We start from the raw sequence: 15,091 nt of genomic DNA, 5'->3' as shown, positions 1-15,091 counted from the left end.
CAATGTGTAATGTGTTTCGTATATAAAACTAATTATATTAGCAGCAATAGTTAGTTAACAATAGCATTCGCAGTATATTTTGTATTTTAAACTCTATAGGGAATAATGGTTTAGTAATGTTCGATATTCAGCTATTAGTATTTATAATTAAGCAAATATAAAATATCGAACCATGCACATCGGCCCATCCTGCTCAATATTACTTACTTCTTGGATCAGCCCAACTTAGTGGCTCTTGATTCAATCCCCAGTAAAGGCTTTTTTGTTGCATATAGCCTAGAATACTGTTTCGACCTTTTTCTCGTCCTAATCCACTTTCTTTCACACCACCAAATTGAGTGGCAATGCTAAATTGCTTATAGGTATTGATCCAAACGGTACCTGCAGCAATTTTTTGGGAAAAGTTTAGGGCTTTTTTATAGTCTTGAGTCCATAACCCACAGGCTAAACCAAATACTGAATCATTAGCTTGCTGGATAAGATCTTGCTCATTGTCAAAAGGCAATACCACCAGTACAGGGCCAAATATTTCTTCCTGGCAGGTTTGAGTATTATTACTTAAGCCAGATAAAATTGTAGGAGGGTAGAAGGCACCATCATCATAAGGTTGACCTTGCAACAGTTCCCCACCGCATAAAACCTTAGCGCCTTCTTTTTTTGCTATTTCAACATAGTTAGCTACAACGTCACGATGTTGAAATGACACTAAAGGCGCTACTTGTGTAGAGCTATCATTAGGCAAACCAACATTTAATGCCTTACAACGAGCAACTAGTTTGTCAACAAAGCTGTCATAAATTTTAGCGGCAATAAATAAGCGAGATCCGGCAATACAAGATTGCCCAGTAGAGCTAAAAATGCCGTACAATATTCCGTTAATAGCATGCTCTACATCGGCATCTTCAAAAACAATTGTCGGTGACTTACCACCTAACTCTAAAGATACCGGCATTAATTTATCTGCAGCAATACCCGCAATAAGCCTACCTGTTGAGGTACCACCAGTAAAGGATATCTTCTTAACGTCAGGATGACGGACTAATTTATCACCAATAACTGAACCAGAGCCGGGTAAAACGGAGAGTAGCCCTTTAGGTAACCCCGCTTCCATGCATATTTCAGCTAAGGCTAACGACACTAATGACGCCCATTCTGCAGGCTTTATGATTACCGCATTACCTGCTGCTAGGGCAGGGGCAAGCTTTTGTGCATCACTTGCTATGGGTGAATTCCAGGGTGTAATGGCTCCAATAACCCCCATTGGCTCGTAAACACTCATAGTGAAAAAGTCGCCTCGAGAAGGAGGGAGTTCTCCTTCTTGGATTTCAAGCGCTGCTGCCGTATATTGAAATGTTTCGGCAGCACTCTGCACCAATGCCTTAGTTTCAGATAAACATTTTCCCGTATCTAAGGTTTGTAGCGCCGCTAATTTGTCAACATCACGATGTATTAACCTCGCAATATTAGAAAGAATAGCTGCACGCTTAAACGATTTTAAGTGGTACCACGTTGGGTCATACATGGCACGTTTACCCGCCGCAACGGCAATATCAACATCTTCTAGGCTCGCACCTTTAAATTCAGTAATCAGCTCACCGTTGGCCGGATTAATGGATCTAATTAATTTGCCGGAACCTAGCTTCCATTCGCCACCTACAAGTATTTTCGTGTCAGACATTGTAAACTCCTATAAATTTAAATAATGATCGATGAGCCAAAATCAGCAACGCACTTAGTGACACTAAAAGCCGTTAATGCTGAAGTTTTTGGGTTATACACAGAGGGTTTTCCTTTTAATACAATGGTAAAATACCCTGTTTCACCGGATACCGATATTTCGTGTATATTGTCAATAATGTTGGGATCTGCAATTAATTCTACTTTTGTCTCATCAAAACCTAATCCCGCTAACGCAATGGTTGCAGTTACATTGGTGTTTTTAGGGTAAAGTGTTGCTGCTTCACCGGCAGAGCCAGAAAAAATAACGGTTGCCTGCTTAAGACTATTCAAGTCAACCACCGTCTCAGCAACCGAACCTTGCCAAGCCTTGGGAGGCTTTCGCATGGTATAAGTGACATCGTGAATCCCGCCAAGTTTTGCGGCAACAAGGGCATCAATACCACCAATGGCGCCAGCCGGCAGATATATTTTTGCCTTACTAGCCGTAGATGAATCTTTAAGTTGTTGATATAAAACACTATCAGCTAAGGCACCAATGGATGATATAACGAGTGATATATTGGCTTCTAATATTTTACAACCATATTCTTTAACCGCATGATGACCCGCACATTCGACAATAATGTCGGGTTGTTTTGCAAGTAACTGGTCTATATCGCTATAAGAGGGAATATTATTCACCCAATTGTCAGCAGCTTTTCTAGTTAGGATACCGATAACTTCATATTCTTCAGTTAACGCTTTGGGGAGTGTTTCGATCACACACCGACCGATTGCACCAAAGCCTATTAGGCCAATTTTAATCATGCCTCACCTGCTTTAATACGCTTCGGTGGACCTGCAAAATTGGCGCTAAATGGACCGATTTTAACCATGTCTACTTCAACAACAGCAGGGCCATTAATTTCTAAAGCTTGCTTCATTATTTCTTTAAAATCAGCAATTGAACTCACTCTAAAAAAAGGAATGCCAACAGATTTACTGATTAAGCCATAGTCAGGTATTTGAATTGAAGAGTAGTGTTGGCGACATCCATAATCAGCATCTTGAATATTACGTATTACGCCATACCCTGAATCGTTCATAATCAGTAAAGTCATATTTACTTTTTCTTGAGCAGCAGTAGCAATTTCACCAATACAAAGGTTAAGCCCGCCATCTCCGGTTAAAGTAATTACTTTTCTACCACCTGCTGCAACGGCAGCACCTATACCCATAGGTAATCCTTGGCCGATACCACCACCAAGCGCATGAACACCATTCAACGGGTCTGCTATTTTGAGTAAACGATTTCCCCACATACTGTTTGAAAGTGTAACATCACGAACCCAAGGCATCTCATTAGTATATAACTCTTGCAATTGGGTAACTAAATCACTGTAAGGACCTAAACCTTTGCGTAACTCAGCTTCAGATTTTTGACGAGTTTGCTCAATGCTTTTTGCTAGGGTTGGATCAATGTTAAGCTGTCCCTCCAAACGGTCAGCTAAAGACTCTAATAATTTCTTACTGTCCGCATAGATAAAACCATTATTTTTATACGTTTTTCCATCGGCTTTCGCATCCAAATCAACCACTACTAAATTTTTCGGTAAACCAAGTTGGTAATTCCATGTTTCATTACTTCTTAAACGAGAGCCCACCACGACCATTAGATCGATACTTTTGTACAGGTCTTCGGAAAAAGGAGTGGCATTGAATGCTCCGATTGACATGGGGTGGTCTTCACTAACAACTGCTCGACCGTTAGTACTAGTAACAATACCAACACCCATATTGGCTAAACGTTCGGCTGCTTTAAAGGCATGTCTAGAGCCACCACCAAGCCATAACATGGGTCTTTTTACGTTTTTAAATTGTGCAACCAACTGTTCAACTTGATCATTAGGCAATGGGGCCTCAACAATAGGCAAAGGAGAAATATTTGTAGGGAACTTAACTTGTGCTTTTTGTACGTCAATAGGGATCTCGATGCTAACAGGGCCACGAGGAGGTGTTAATGCGCATTGCACCGCTTCTCGTAATATCCCAAGAGCACTTTCAGGAGACCAAATTCGAAATGCCGCTTTTGATACTGCCTGTAACATTTTCAGTTGAAAAGGTGCTTCATGAATATAAGCACGATCACGGTCAATATGTTCTGATTCTATTTGGCCGGTAATATGTAATAAAGGTGTGCCGGCAGTAAGTGCTTCAACTAGTGCGCCTGCACCATTGCCCGCGGCAGTACCAGTACTTGTAACGGCAACCCCAAGGTTTCCACTCACTCGAGCATAGGAATCTGCCATATTAACACCACCAGCTTCACCTCTACTTGGTACAAAGTTAATTTCACCGTATTTGGCGAATGCATCTAGAATTGGCATATTATGAATACTGATAACACCAAAAGCAGCTCTTAGTTCACAAGCAGTTAAAAATTTTGCTATTAACTCTCCAACAGTTCCGTATTGTTGGAATTCATCATTTTTACTATTCACGATAATTATCTCCTGATTAAGCTCACGTTTTAATTCACTATTTGTTAGTCCAAAATACGTAAAATTAAAAACAATGTTTTATATGCGAACTAATATTAAGTTACTTTGTTTAATTGTCAAGTAAGTAATTTAAGCTAAATACCTTGTTTTTGTAAGGAGAGATATAATTTAACATATAGATTTTGTTTTTATTACTCCTATAAATCCTCTTATTATCAATTAGTTATTGTATATTGTATATTGTTGCTTTTGTTACAGATGTACAGATGTTGCAGATGTACATTTTACTTGACTTTAGTATTGTACAGGTTTACGGTTGTTTTATATCGGAAACATTGTTTTTATTTATAGTGGAATTAATGTTAAAGAAAAGGTTATTCTGTAAACAAGTTAGTTACATATGCATATGCGATCAAATCTACAGCAAAGGAGTTAACATTGAAAAATGCTCAATCATCTTTAGAAAATGAAGATTCTAAATCTTATTTTGGTTGGAAAATACTATTTGTCTGTGTGGTTGGAATGATGTTCAGTCCGGGGCCACTTATGTATGGCACACTTGGTGTTATGTTGTTACCTCTACAGCAAGAATATAGCTGGGGGCGTTCTGAATTAATGCTCGCCCTTACTATTTTTACTTTATCTCCCATTCTTGTAGCACCATTTATTGGCCGTTTAATTGATTGTTTAGGGGTAAAAAAAGTATTAATCCCGTCGATAGCGCTGATGGGACTGGCATTAGCGCTTGTGCCTTCAAGCCTACATTCTTTAAATGTTTTTTACACTCTTACCTTTATCGCAGGTGTTGCTTCAACAGGGGCCCAAAGTATCGCTTATGTAAGACTCCTATCATCTTGGTTTAATAAACGGCGAGGGATCAGTATCGGTATTGCGGCATCAGGTATGGGTTTAGGTTATATGGTTATGCCTATTTTAACGCAATCATTACTGAATATTACGGATTGGCAATCCACGTATTATACATTAGCAGCGTTGGTGATGCTGATATCATTACCTTTGGTAAGCTTTATCATTCGAAATGAACCTGATGATAGAAATATTACAGTAACAGAAAGACCTGCGTTGTTAGGTTTGTTGGCTAGTGAAGCATTAAGAAAGCGTAACTTTTGGCTAATGTGTGCAGGAATAACTATTATGTCGGCTTTCTTGACTGGCTTACTACCCCACATAGTCCCATTACTAAAAGACCGTGGATTAACGGCAACGATGGCAGCGAGTGCTGCTGGTTTTATGGGGCTAGCAACTTTTTTTGGTCGAATTTTAGTTGGATATTTATTAGACCGATTTTTCGCACCGTATGTTGCCATTTTATTTTTTTCCCTCGCGGCTTTAGGTTTAGGAATATTGATTGATGCTGACACAATGCCCCTTCAACTACTGGCTATATTTCTAATCGGTCTAGGCTTTGGTGCTGAAAGTGATTTAATTGGGTATTTAGTTGGTCGTTATTTTGGTTTGAAGTCTTTTGCTCAAATTTATGGTTATGTATTAGCTGGTTTTTTATTAGGCGCAGGTATTGGTCCTTACATGTTGGGTTTAAGTTTTGAACACTGGGGATCATATCAACATATACTAGCTATTGGCTGCGGAATGAGTATATTTTCCTGTATTTTGTTTTCACTGATGAGCCCATACCCGACCCATGAGTCAAGTAATTCAAAGGAAATGAAAATTAATAAGGGTATAAATACATAGCAGTAAGAGTAATAATTATTAACTGAATAGTTACAAAATAATATTCGCTCTATAAATATATTTTTTATTAACCACTATGAGATGGAGAAGAAAAAATGAAAGACTATAATGAAAATTTAGTACTTTGGCAGCAAATTAGGCTTGAGACCAGGCCAGCCAAAGGCTCTATTGAAACCTATGATCATATTGATAATCTTGTTTGGCAAACTCGTTCGGCGCTGCCAACTGAGTATGAAAATAATTTAGGTGATGCGTTAGAGACCGTCTTAGCAGAAACACACGAATTAGCTGAAATAGTCGCTAAGCTTAATACATTAGGTATTAATAACAGAGATGGCAATGAATTCACCGAAGAAAACTTCACACTAGAATTGTCTCATTTGGCAAAGCAGTAAATTTACACATATGTAAGAGAAGGAGCAACCAATGTCGGATCAAACTATAACTAATGATGAGTTCGATAAATTAGTCGAACAACGTATTAGTTTAGGTGTTAAAAACTTATGGTACCCAATACTGCCTAGTTGGGGGGTAAAAAATACACCAGTAGGTATCACACGTTTAGGTGAAAAAATTGCTGTATGGCGAGATAATGACGGCAATGTACACGCGATTTCAGATAGTTGTCCACACCGTGGTGCACGTATGTCACTAGGCATAAACAAGGGTGATAAGCTCGCTTGTTGGTATCATGGCATCGAAGTAGATAAAGATGGCATGGTAGTAAACGTACCCGCGGTTGATAACTGCCCAATGGAGCATACTAAGAAAAATCATAGTTACCCAATTCAAGAAATAAAGGGCGCTATTTTTGCTTATTTTGGCGACGAACTTAACCCTGAGCCAGTAGCCTTAGAATTACCGGATGAACTTGTTAAAGAAGAGTATTCATCATTCCTCTGTACCGCTATCTGGAAAACCAGTTACCGCTATGCCATTGATAATGTGATGGACCCAATGCATGGTGCTTATCTGCATGGCGATTCTCATACTATGGCTTGGGGTGAGAAAAAAGCCAAAATGCGATTAGAGAAAACTAAGAACGGTTGGCTTTTTGAAAAAGAAGGTCAAACGGGAATGAATTTTGACTGGGTAGAATTCGGCGATACTGGTACACATTGGCTTAGACTTGCAATACCTTATCAAAAGAAGGTTGGACCAGGCGGTAATTTTGCAATCATTGGTTTTGCAACACCTATTGATGAAAATACTTGTCAGGTTTATTTTTGGCGAGTTAGAAAAGTAGAAGGCTGGATAAAAGATTTGTGGCACTTCATGTATAAAAATAGAACTGAAGGGCGTCATTGGGATGTACTTGAGCAAGACAGGGTTCTACTTGAAGCGCTTGATCCCGATGCTCGAGATAATGAGTTTCTCTATCAACATGATTTAGGTGTATCCCGCATTCGCTTTGAAATTGCTAAAGCGGCGAGAGTCCAAGTGAAGGCATTGATGGATCATAAAAAACAAAACGTACAAGTAGTATTGCATAGCCAGTCAGAGTAATCAGTTAAACAAGGTACCTTAATTAAAGATTAAGTAGGAATATTATGGCCAACATAATTTATATTACAGAAGACGGTAACCGGCATGAAGTTGAAGTAGAAAGTGGTTCATCAATCATGGATGGGGCAGTAAATAATGGAATTGAAGGTATTGTTGCTGAGTGCGGAGGGGCATGTGCCTGTGCAACTTGCCATAGCTTTATTGCGCCAGAATGGCTTGATAAAATACCGAAAAAAGATGACATGGAAGAATTTATGCTTGAAAACGTGGTCGGTAATAAAGCTAATAGTCGTTTAACCTGTCAAGTAGAAGTTACTGATGCGTTAGATGGACTTATTGTCTACGTAGCACAAAATTAGTTTGTAAAAAGAGAGTATGTTTTGTAAGCATCATTAAATATTACGATAGACACTAATTTTAACGGAATTTTAGGACCTTGGTCGTTGTCGTTAATATCTTAATGATGTTCTGAGTTAAGTGAAAAATATTTATAAAAATGAAGATGATAATTGTAATTATAATTAAACAATACTGTATCACAGATAAAACAATGTTTATATTATGGTCGATAATATCATTCTAAAACATGGTTTGAGGAGATAAAAGTGAATAATTCTAAAATAAATACAACATCAAAATTAGCGACAATTTTAGTAACGTCTGCAATAGCTGTATCATCAGCACTTGCAGCAGAACCACCAAAGTCTGATGAAAAAGTTGCTAAAAAAGAAGTCGAATTAATTTCCGTTATCGGCAGTTATATAAGACGTCAGGAACAAGCCGATAGGCCATCCCCCGTTGAAATACTTGATGCTGATGATATCGAAAAAATAGGCGCGTTTAACGCTGTTGATATTGTAAGTTCATTATCCGTTAATGCAGGGGCACAAAATAATAACGATGGCTTTAATCAAACCTTTTCCCTAGGTACGTCTAATATTAATTTGCGGGGTTTAGGGGTAAGTTCAACACTGACGTTATTAAATGGTCGACGCCAAGTCAATACAGCAGCTACAACATTAAATGGTGATCAATTTACTGATTTAAACTCATTGGTACCGACCATTGCTATTGGCCGAGTCGAAATTTTAAAGGATGGCGCCTCATCGTTATATGGCTCTGATGCGGTGGCAGGTGTAGCTAACTTCAAGACGAAAAGCGACTTCGTTGGTCTAGAATTTAATGTAGATTATAAAGCAACCACTAGTGATAGCCAGCATGATGGTCAATTCAGTGTCTTATATGGGCATGAATTTGATGACAGTAACTTAATTTTTGCGGCCAGTTACTTCGACAGATCTCCATTGTCAGCCGCCGATCGTAGCGATGAATTTGAACTAAGAGATGCCACTAGTAACTTTGGCCACCCAGGGACTTTTTTAGTTTTTCAACCTGCCGGGGCTCCTCAACGTGTTGCAGATCCGAGCTGTGAACAAGTAGCAGCTGAAAATCCAGGGACTACCACAGGTGTCACACCTATTGGGTTTTGTGGTTTTGACTTCGGTGATTTTTTTAGTATGGTCGCCGAAGAAGAAAGAAGCCACGTCTATGCTGAATTTAATAGCAAACTGTCTGACGAAACGTCATTGTTTGTGGAACTAGGGTATAGCGACAACAAGATACTTACAAAAGGCTCTCCTTCACAACCTCTTTTATTCCCACCTTTTATTCCGCCAACAAATCCATCAGCAGCGGCTTTGGGTAATACTCAAGGGGCACTATTTTTTGGACGTCCTAGTGGCTCAGGCTCAGCATCAAGCGAAGTAGATATCAAATCAGAAACCTGGCGTGCTGTTTTTGGTTTTAATGGGTACTTTAACGATAATTGGAGTTGGCAAGCAGCACTAGGGCATAGTGAAAACATTTATGAGTATTCTAATCTTCAAGATACCTTAATTGATCGTTTTACAGCTGCCCTGTTTGGCCAAGGCGGACCTAATAATGATTTGTTTTATAACCCACTATTTGGTGCTGTTAATGATCCTAGTGTTATTGCAGATTTTCAAGGATTATATGCTTTTGAAGCAACGTCGACATTAACCACGTTTGACGCTCACACTTCAGGTGAAATATTTGAAGTACCTGAAGGCACTATTGCCCTTGCTGCTGGTATTCAGTATCGTAAAAGTGAGCTGGAGTATGATTATAGCGAACAGGCAGAAAATGATAACCTATATTTTTTCCGCGGAAATCAAGATTTTTCCACTGATGCTGATACTTACGCAGCATTTGTAGAACTAGATATACCTGTGGTAGAAGGTTTGAATATTCAAGCGGCATTACGGTATGAAGATTTAGGTGATTTTGATACGGTAGATCCTAAAATTGGTTTTATTTGGTTGTTTGATCAGCTTAGTTTTCGTGGAACTTATGGTGAATCATTTAAGGCGCCTTCTTTGTTTCAAACCGTTGGTGGTTTGACCGTACCAGCGCGGGTTTTTGACCCGGTATCAGGTGGTTTAACAACAGTTTCATCAAGAACCGAAGGTGATCAAGACAATTCATTAGAAGCGCAAACCTCAGACACTTATAACCTTGGTCTAACTTGGTTTTTACCTGATAATGATTTCTCAGCGAGTATAGATTACTGGCGCTTTGACTATGACAAATTTATTACCCCGGAAAATGCTACGGCACTTGTTGCTAATGATCCAAATGGTCCTCAACTTGAGCGAGATCCTAACAGTGGTCAATTATTGACGGTAACCACATTCTTCAGAAATGCTGGTGTTTTGGAAACAGACGGAATTGATTTATCTATTGTTAAAAGCTTTGATACTGAGATAGGTAAAGTCAATCTTACACTTAATACAAGTTATGTCTTAACTTACGACCTTGAAGACCCTATCGCGGGTAATATTGATGGCAAAAACAAACGAAATTTTACCAATTTTGGCGTGCCTATGCCTGATCTTCGTGGAGCTGTAGGCGTTGCTTGGAAGGGTGATCTACATTCAAGCAATGTATTCGTGCGTTATGTCAGTGATTATGAAGATGATAATTCTGAAAATAGTGTTGATAGCCATACCACAGTTGATGTGCAATTTAATTATGATCTAGGCGCTGTTTTTGGTGAAGGTACTCCTGCTGCTTTGACTCTAGGTGTTAAAAACTTATTTGATGAGCAAGCGCCTGATGTTATTTCGCGAAGTGGTTATGATCCGTTAACCCACAATGCATTGGGGCGACAAGCGTATCTCTCTTTCAAAATCTCGTTTGAATAGAGCAAATAATGACATCTTGGTTATTTTTAGCAACTGAAAGTGAGCTGATTAAACATACAAAGCTCACATTACAGATAAATGATCAATATATTGGTTTGTATCATCTAGATAACCGGTATTACGCTGTAGAAGATGCTTGCCCGCATGCACAAAACTTTTTCTTGTTATCGCAAGGAAAGGTGGTTAATGAAACAGTGCAATGTCCATTTCATAATGCACTGTTTCATATTCCTAGCGGTCAATGCTTGCGCCAACCAGGACGAGATCTCATTAAATATGAAATACGAGTAAGTGCGGGTGAAATACATGGTTACTTGTAGCTTAGCAAGTGTCGATTAAATAAGTGTATTTCTAGATAAATGGAGCAAATAATGCTTAAAGGCAAACGTATCATTATCACCGGTTCTGCACGTGGTTTAGGGCAAGCTTTTGCTATCAGTTTAGTTGAGAAAGGTGCACATATCGTTATTGCCGATATCTTAGAAACTGAAGGATCTGCAGTGGCGAACAGTTTGCAAAAATCAGGTTATGACGCCCATTTTGTTCAAGTTGACTTAGGTGACCCTCGCAGCATTGAAGCATGTGTCTCACAATCGATGAAAATGTTGGGTGGCTTAGATGGCCTTGTTAATAATGGCGCAATAGCGACAGGAATAGGCGGTGTTTCAATGGAAGACATTGATATTGACGTTTGGGACCGGGTGATGAATGTTAATGTACGAGGAACCTGGTTAATGACACGCGCTGCGGCTCCTTTTTTACGTCAATCAAGTTGCGGGAAAGTTGTTAATGTTGCATCCGACACTGCCCTTTGGGGAGCGCCCCAATTGATGCATTATGTATCGAGTAAAGGAGCCATTATTGCGATGACAAAATCAATGGCACGAGAATTAGGAAATGATAATGTCTGTGTCAATGCCATTGCTCCCGGACTAACACTTGTTGATGCGACAGAGTATGTTCCAAAAGAGCGTCATCAACTATATCAAAATGGACGTGCGATTTCTCGCGCTCAACTACCAGAAGATGTTGTTGGTGTAGTAAATTTTTTACTCTCTGACAGTGCAAATTTTATCACCGGCCAGTTATTACCAATTAATGGCGGCTTTGTGATGAACTAAAAAAAGTCTTGATGCTTTAAACATCGCCTTCGTATCAAGAACATTTAATTGGTTTGTATAGACAATTAATTTTTAAAATTGTAAGGATAAAAGAATGACTGATAATAATGTAACAAACGAAAAACTATTTGAAAATGTCGATATCGATACTGAATTTGGAGAACAAATTGAATCGAGAGTCGCTCGTTTTGCAAGTAGAAAATATGATTGGGATGCCTTGAAATTTCAAGCCGATTACAATCCTGTTTACCGTCGTGCACAAGTGAGATATCTAGGAACTGGTGCTGCGGGTGTAGGTAGTGACATGAATGTAGTGCCGGCTGAAAATTTTACTTTTTCAACTATGTGCCTACCTGCAGGATGTGAAGGACCAATGCATGTCCATCATGATGTTGAAGAAGTCTTTTTTTGTTACAAAGGAACAATAAAGCTATTTTTAGAAGATGGTGATAAACGATATACCACCGTTTTAAATGAACGAGATCTGGTTTCTGTTCCTGCTGGAATATACCGTGGTTTAAATAATATTGGACAGGAAGAAGCGCTAATGTTTGTTATGTTAGGCTCAGGAAAACCGCAAATACCTACTTATCCAGACTATCACCCATTATCCAAAATAAAGCGCAATGTTTAGGTTTATTGTTGAATGTTAACGTTGAATAAGTGAGCTTATGATAAATGAAAAATAATACCGCTGAACGAATGCAAGAATTAACCACTAGGTTGGCTCAATATCCACTGCAGTTAGCAACTGAAAAGGATGTAACAGTTTCTTATCGCGAAAATGGTGTCCAGAGCGATAAAACGATTGTTTTTCTTCATGGTATTGGTTCTAGCTCGGCTTCATGGTTACAACAATTAGAAAGTAAGTTTGGCGGATACCGTTTAATTGCTTGGGATGCACCTGGTTATGGTGACTCAAACATAATTGTTGACTCTACTTCAGCTAGTCAAGCATATGCCAAACGGTTATTGATATTAATCAACCATTTACAACTGGAAAAAATACAGCTAGTAGGTCATTCGTTAGGGGCCATTATCGCTGCTGCTTTTGCTAAAAATTGGCCTGAAAAAATACAATCCCTTACTTTTGTTAATCCCGCGTTAGGTTACGGCAAGCAGAGTAAAACAACTCGAGATGGAATAGTCAATGATCGTGTAGTTGACATGACACAAACAGGCGTTGATGGAATGGCCCATTTAAGCCCATCACGTTTGTTATCTGGAAACGCTAAACAAGGAGCAGTGGATTTAGTACAGTGGAATACAAGACGGTTGAGGGAACGCGGCTATATAGCAGCCGCAGCTATGTTAGCGTCGTCTGATTTAATTGATGATATACAAAACTATACCGGACCCGTGTTAGTTTTATACGGCGCAGACGACATAGTTGTTCCTGTAGAAAGTGCAAAATTAGTTGCACATACCTGCCACTCAGGAATATTTCAAGAAATACCCAATGCGGGGCATGCCGTTTATATTGAGCAAGCCGATATTTTCGAACGTTTTTTACTCTGTTTTATTAGAAATAAAATAGAGCAATAAAGAGGAGTTTAACGAATGGATTTAGGTCTAAAAAATAAAACCGTAGTTGTTACCGGTGGCACATCGGGTATTGGTTTAGCGACGGTTGAATTGTTATTAGCAGAGGGTGCTAATGTTGCATTTTGTGCTCGAAATCAAACAACGCTAACAGAAATAAGTGCTTATTTGGAAAATAAATTCCCTACAAGTAACATTTTAGCTCGTTGTTGTGATGTGCTAGAAAAAGATCAATTAGACATTTTTGCAAAGGCCGTCGAAGAAAGGTTTGGAAACATTAATGCTTTAATTAATAATGCGGGCGGTGGACGTGTTTCAACGTTTTCAAACACCACAGATGAAGCATGGGTTGCTGAACTCAATTTGAAGTTTTTTGGGGTCATATATCCAACTCAAGCATTTTTACCTTTATTAGAAGGCTCTGATAATCCGTCGATAGTATGTGTTAATTCTTTACTAGCATTACAACCTGAGCCTCACATGGTTGCCACCTCTGCAGCAAGAGCTGGTTTGTTAAATTTGGTACACAGTATGGCTAAAGAATTTGCCCGAAAAGGTATTCGTGTCAACTCAATTTTGTTAGGTACGATAGAATCAGGGCAATGGCAAAAACGATATGATAAAGCCAAGTCTTCAAATGAACCGCATACTGAATCTTACGAAGCATGGCTTAACCAATTGGCGAAACAGAAGAATATTCCACTAGCAAGGTTTGGTCATCCTGAAGAGCCAGCGAAAGCATTATTATACCTAGCTTCACCAGCATCATCATATACCACAGGCAGCACTATTGATGTCTCAGGTGGCATGGCGAAACACATTTAAATTAATTTTTGGAAACTACATTATGAACGGTTTAACTGGAATTGAAAAAGTAACATACGGTGTTGATGATATGTCACTATCGTGTAAATTTTTCTCTGATTGGGGTTTAAATTTAGTAAAAGATGAAGCTGATATTAAGGTATTGGAAACGCTAGAGAAATCCCAAATAATTTTACGGAAAACGTCAGATCCTCAATTGCCGAAGGCGATTGAAGAGGGGCCTACAGTTCGCGAAGTTATCTGGGGAGTGTCAAATCAAGAGGCACTTAATGCTTTTGTTGATAAAATTTCTTCAACTGTCGATATTACTTGGGGAGATGATGGTATTCCCCGCTGTATAGATCCAAATGGTCTCTCTATCGGTTTTCAAGTTACCCAATGCCAAAAAGCAGATGTTAAGGGCACACCGAGTAATACCTATGACCAAATTTTTCGAGTCGATTTACCTGCACCAGTTTATGACAGAGCAAGACCTTTAAATATTTCCCACGTAGTTTTTTTTGTTGAAGACTTGGAAGCTCATGAACGTTTTTATATCGATTTGTTAGGTTTTAATATCACCGATGCTTATCCTGGACGCGGGTTCTTTAGCCGGTGTGTTGAAGAAGGAACTCACCATAACTTATTTTTATTAAAAGTCCCAAACCGGAAAAAGGGCATTAATCACGTGTCCTTTATGTTGAGAGACATTTATGAAGTTGTTGGTGGTGGTTTACATTTTAGTGGTTGTCAATGGGATACACTGGTAGGACCAGGCCGTCACCCTATTTCATCTGCGTTCTTCTGGTATTTTCAATGTCCAGGTGGCGGCCAAGTTGAATATTATTCAGATGAAGATTATTTAACCCGCGATTGGAAGCCACGTCTGAATTTAGAACCAACGCCTGAGAATTATGCTGAATGGGCGATAGTTGGGGGGTTAGATCTAGAAACCCGCCGTCAAAAACTAACGTAGTCATTATGTACAAACTGGTAACACTGCCCAGTTATTGTGGAG

Annotated in this window: 14 protein-coding genes; 11 read left to right on the top strand and 3 right to left on the bottom strand. The window is 39.1% G+C overall.

Going from position 1 to position 15,091, the window contains the following annotated elements; all coding sequences use genetic code 11:
• Positions 1–199 precede the first annotated feature (199 nt).
• The 3 genes from CXF81_RS01355 to CXF81_RS01345 are packed head-to-tail and all read right to left on the bottom strand — an operon-like array spanning position 200 to position 4,160.
• On the bottom strand, positions 200–1,678 hold the full coding sequence (locus CXF81_RS01355) for an aldehyde dehydrogenase (RefSeq protein WP_101179425.1): 1,479 nt from the start codon (positions 1,676–1,678) through the stop codon (positions 200–202).
• 17 nt (positions 1,679–1,695) lie between these two features.
• The gene (locus tag CXF81_RS01350) at positions 1,696–2,487 is read right to left on the bottom strand and encodes an aspartate dehydrogenase (protein ID WP_198556288.1); all 792 of its coding nucleotides are present in this window, start codon (positions 2,485–2,487) and stop codon (positions 1,696–1,698) included.
• Positions 2,484–4,160 carry a thiamine pyrophosphate-binding protein gene (locus CXF81_RS01345; protein WP_101179423.1) on the bottom strand — a complete coding sequence of 559 codons (1,677 nt, stop codon included), beginning with the start codon at positions 4,158–4,160 and terminating at the stop codon, positions 2,484–2,486. The genes CXF81_RS01350 and CXF81_RS01345 overlap by 4 nt, the downstream gene beginning before the upstream one ends.
• A gap of 438 nt (positions 4,161–4,598) precedes the next feature.
• Between CXF81_RS01345 and CXF81_RS01340 the strand changes: the two genes are divergently transcribed.
• The 11 genes from CXF81_RS01340 (at position 4,599) to CXF81_RS01290 (ending at position 15,049) form a co-directional block, all read left to right on the top strand.
• Positions 4,599–5,876, top strand: a complete 1,278-nt coding sequence (locus CXF81_RS01340; protein WP_101179422.1) for an MFS transporter — start codon at positions 4,599–4,601, stop codon at positions 5,874–5,876.
• Positions 5,877–5,971: 95 nt separating this feature from the next.
• On the top strand, positions 5,972–6,271 hold the full coding sequence (locus CXF81_RS01335) for a recombinase-like helix-turn-helix domain-containing protein (protein WP_101179421.1): 300 nt from the start codon (positions 5,972–5,974) through the stop codon (positions 6,269–6,271).
• A 31-nt stretch (positions 6,272–6,302) separates the two neighbouring features.
• The gene (locus CXF81_RS01330) at positions 6,303–7,382 is read left to right on the top strand and encodes an aromatic ring-hydroxylating dioxygenase subunit alpha (protein ID WP_101179420.1); all 1,080 of its coding nucleotides are present in this window, start codon (positions 6,303–6,305) and stop codon (positions 7,380–7,382) included.
• Positions 7,383–7,426: 44 nt separating this feature from the next.
• The gene (locus tag CXF81_RS01325) at positions 7,427–7,741 is read left to right on the top strand and encodes a 2Fe-2S iron-sulfur cluster-binding protein (protein ID WP_101179418.1); all 315 of its coding nucleotides are present in this window, start codon (positions 7,427–7,429) and stop codon (positions 7,739–7,741) included.
• 246 nt (positions 7,742–7,987) lie between these two features.
• Positions 7,988–10,606: a TonB-dependent receptor domain-containing protein gene (locus tag CXF81_RS01320; protein ID WP_101179417.1), complete on the top strand. Its 2,619-nt coding sequence runs from the start codon at positions 7,988–7,990 to the stop codon at positions 10,604–10,606.
• Between the two features lie 8 nt (positions 10,607–10,614).
• Positions 10,615–10,926, top strand: coding sequence for a Rieske 2Fe-2S domain-containing protein (locus CXF81_RS01315; RefSeq protein WP_101179416.1), 312 nt, complete (start codon positions 10,615–10,617; stop codon positions 10,924–10,926).
• Positions 10,927–10,977: 51 nt separating this feature from the next.
• On the top strand, positions 10,978–11,727 hold the full coding sequence (locus CXF81_RS01310; RefSeq protein ID WP_198556287.1) for an SDR family oxidoreductase: 750 nt from the start codon (positions 10,978–10,980) through the stop codon (positions 11,725–11,727).
• A gap of 94 nt (positions 11,728–11,821) precedes the next feature.
• Complete coding sequence (locus CXF81_RS01305; protein ID WP_101179413.1) at positions 11,822–12,361, top strand: cupin domain-containing protein; 540 nt, start codon at positions 11,822–11,824, stop codon at positions 12,359–12,361.
• 44 nt (positions 12,362–12,405) lie between these two features.
• Positions 12,406–13,272 carry an alpha/beta fold hydrolase gene (locus CXF81_RS01300; RefSeq protein ID WP_101179412.1) on the top strand — a complete coding sequence of 289 codons (867 nt, stop codon included), beginning with the start codon at positions 12,406–12,408 and terminating at the stop codon, positions 13,270–13,272.
• 15 nt (positions 13,273–13,287) lie between these two features.
• The gene (locus CXF81_RS01295) at positions 13,288–14,094 is read left to right on the top strand and encodes an SDR family oxidoreductase (RefSeq protein ID WP_101179410.1); all 807 of its coding nucleotides are present in this window, start codon (positions 13,288–13,290) and stop codon (positions 14,092–14,094) included.
• Positions 14,095–14,116: 22 nt separating this feature from the next.
• Positions 14,117–15,049, top strand: coding sequence for a VOC family protein (locus CXF81_RS01290; protein ID WP_101179409.1), 933 nt, complete (start codon positions 14,117–14,119; stop codon positions 15,047–15,049).
• Positions 15,050–15,091: the final 42 nt, after the last annotated feature.

The sequence above is a fragment of the Glaciecola sp. 33A genome, assembly GCF_002836745.1.
GTDB lineage: Bacteria > Pseudomonadota > Gammaproteobacteria > Enterobacterales > Alteromonadaceae > Glaciecola.
The sequence above is the reverse complement of the archived record's forward strand: the minus strand, read 5'-3'. Positions and strand labels throughout refer to the sequence as shown.

What these genes read in the sequence shown, in the direction of transcription:
- CXF81_RS01355 (WP_101179425.1), bottom strand. Translation starts at nt 1,678, where the DNA reads ATGTCTGACACGAAAATACTTGTAGGTGGCGAATGGAAGCTAGGTTCC.
- CXF81_RS01350 (WP_198556288.1), bottom strand. Translation starts at nt 2,487, where the DNA reads ATGATTAAAATTGGCCTAATAGGCTTTGGTGCAATCGGTCGGTGTGTG.
- CXF81_RS01335 (WP_101179421.1), top strand. Translation starts at nt 5,972, where the DNA reads ATGAAAGACTATAATGAAAATTTAGTACTTTGGCAGCAAATTAGGCTT.
- CXF81_RS01330 (WP_101179420.1), top strand. Translation starts at nt 6,303, where the DNA reads ATGTCGGATCAAACTATAACTAATGATGAGTTCGATAAATTAGTCGAA.
- CXF81_RS01325 (WP_101179418.1), top strand. Translation starts at nt 7,427, where the DNA reads ATGGCCAACATAATTTATATTACAGAAGACGGTAACCGGCATGAAGTT.
- CXF81_RS01315 (WP_101179416.1), top strand. Translation starts at nt 10,615, where the DNA reads ATGACATCTTGGTTATTTTTAGCAACTGAAAGTGAGCTGATTAAACAT.
- CXF81_RS01310 (WP_198556287.1), top strand. Translation starts at nt 10,978, where the DNA reads ATGCTTAAAGGCAAACGTATCATTATCACCGGTTCTGCACGTGGTTTA.
- CXF81_RS01305 (WP_101179413.1), top strand. Translation starts at nt 11,822, where the DNA reads ATGACTGATAATAATGTAACAAACGAAAAACTATTTGAAAATGTCGAT.
- CXF81_RS01300 (WP_101179412.1), top strand. Translation starts at nt 12,406, where the DNA reads ATGAAAAATAATACCGCTGAACGAATGCAAGAATTAACCACTAGGTTG.
- CXF81_RS01295 (WP_101179410.1), top strand. Translation starts at nt 13,288, where the DNA reads ATGGATTTAGGTCTAAAAAATAAAACCGTAGTTGTTACCGGTGGCACA.
- CXF81_RS01290 (WP_101179409.1), top strand. Translation starts at nt 14,117, where the DNA reads ATGAACGGTTTAACTGGAATTGAAAAAGTAACATACGGTGTTGATGAT.